The sequence below is a fragment of the Streptomyces brasiliensis genome (assembly GCF_014647875.1).
GTDB lineage: Bacteria > Actinomycetota > Actinomycetes > Streptomycetales > Streptomycetaceae > Streptomyces > Streptomyces brasiliensis.
In genome coordinates this window covers 1-1,682 of the sequence record NZ_BMQA01000204.1, presented here as the reverse complement: position 1 = coordinate 1,682, position 1,682 = coordinate 1, and the positions used below count along the sequence as shown (strand labels likewise).

The 1,682-nt window shown below is 67.8% G+C and carries 2 protein-coding genes and 1 pseudogene; 1 reads left to right on the top strand and 2 read right to left on the bottom strand.

The features are described from left to right. Positions 1 to 47: 47 nt before the first annotated feature. Positions 48 to 263 carry a hypothetical protein gene (locus IEZ19_RS49720; RefSeq protein WP_189317947.1) on the top strand — a complete coding sequence of 72 codons (216 nt, stop codon included), beginning with the start codon at positions 48 to 50 and terminating at the stop codon, positions 261 to 263. Positions 264 to 311: 48 nt separating this feature from the next. Here the strand turns inward: IEZ19_RS49720 and IEZ19_RS49715 are convergent, their stop codons facing one another. Then, the gene (locus tag IEZ19_RS49715; protein WP_189317946.1) at positions 312 to 476 is read right to left on the bottom strand and encodes a hypothetical protein; all 165 of its coding nucleotides are present in this window, start codon (positions 474 to 476) and stop codon (positions 312 to 314) included. 217 nt (positions 477 to 693) lie between these two features. Then, positions 694 to 1,083: pseudogene (locus IEZ19_RS49710) on the bottom strand (BRCT domain-containing protein); the annotation flags it as partial. Between the last annotated feature and the right edge of the window lie 599 nt (positions 1,084 to 1,682).

The following is a 1,682-nucleotide window of genomic DNA, read 5'->3' as shown; positions in this document are numbered from 1 at the left end:
CGTGCCCGCCCACAATATCTGATCATTTCGGGGCGTCTCACCCGACGATGTCAGAGAGGGGCTTCACCTTCCTCGTCGGTGATCACTACCCGCCCGGCGCGACCGTCGACAACCGTGTCGAGCTCTTCGATTCCGGCCCGACCCGGCACTGGTACAACCCGGTCTACGCCAAGGCGCACACCCAGGGTGGCCACTTCGGGCCGTGGGAGAACCCCGAGGCGTTCATCGACGACATCCGGGCCACGTTCCGCAGGCTCCGCTGAGGCACGAGGGGGCGCGCCAGGGCATCCCCTGGCGCGCACCCCGGCGCCTCAGCGTCGAAAGTCGGTGTCGTTCCCGACGCCGATCACCAGCCAGGCACACCGTCGAGCCGTGACGGGGAACGGTGCGAGATCCACGCCGCTGAACCGGTACAACACGGTCGCATCGAAACCGGTATCGGTCAGTTCCGCGCCGTGCTGTCCGAGGGCGGCCAACGGTCGTCCTCGGATGGTCGCCGCACGTATGGCACGGGACCGCCGGTCGGGACGGACCGCGGCGGTCATTCGCATGAAAGCCCCGGCTGGACGGGGGAGGCCAGCCGGGGCCGTGGGCGGTGACGTGCGGAGAGCGGTCGCCTCTCGGCGGAGGGCTCCGGTGTTCCCCGCCTGTTGCCTGTGTCGTGGTGAGCTGAGGCACATCCCTGGGCGGGGGTCAGTCGACGAAGTCGGCAATCAGGGTGGCGAATTCGTCCGGGGTGACCAGGCGGATGCCGAGGGTTTCGGCCTTGGCGCGCTTGGCTCCGGCGCCGTCTCCGGCGACGACCAGGGTGGTCTTCTTGGAGACGTTGGAGGAGGAACGGCCGCCGGCGCGTTCGATGAGTTTGTTCATTTGGTTGCGGCTGAGCTTCTCCAGTATGCCGGTCATCGCGCCGGTGACAACGACCGTCATCCCGGCCAGCGCCCCGCCCTCCGGTTCCGTTTTTTGCGTGCTGGTGCCGACGTTGCTGTCCGCAGCGGTGAGCGGGGTGGTAGCGCCGGGTTCGGTCATGTTCACCCCGGCGGCGGCGAGTTTGTCGATGAGCGGGGCGAGTGGTCTGGACTCGACGCACTCTTCCCTGATCGCCTGCGGCGAGCCTGCTATGACCTCGCCGCCGGATGACGTGAGGCTCCTTGCGCCTCTTCAGCAGGGAGTGAGCACCTCAACGTGGTGCAAGTTCGGCCAGGTGGCGCAGGCATACGCAGTTCGCCCGGACGGGAGCGCGCTGTTCGAGTTCGGCCGGGGCGCGGTCCAAGCGGTCATGGCCGCGCAGGAGCAGAAGGTCGTCAACAGTGGGCAGGTCGGCGTAGGAGAGTTCGCCGTAGCTGACCTTCCGGTCGGGGCCGCCGTCCGCGGTCCGGGCGCCCAGGCCGTGGCGGGTAGGCCGTGCCCGCCGACATTGGTCACCGTCCGGCCTGGACGAACCCTGCTGTGCGCGACCGCGTTCGTCGGACAGCCACGGTTCACGTGGCCTGCTTGGAACCTACGACAGGCCACATGTCAAGCAGCGACTCGCCGACACTTTCCGGCGGCCCACCGCCACAGCGGGTGAGCAGACGCCAGAAGATCACCTGCAAGGGCTAATTGTCATTCAATCTCCCAAGCCGCAAGCAATCTTGACGGCCACTCAGCTCTCCTTCGGGGCGGCGTAAAGGGGCTCTACC

What these genes read in the sequence shown, in the direction of transcription:
- IEZ19_RS49720 (WP_189317947.1), top strand. Translation starts at nt 48, where the DNA reads ATGTCAGAGAGGGGCTTCACCTTCCTCGTCGGTGATCACTACCCGCCC.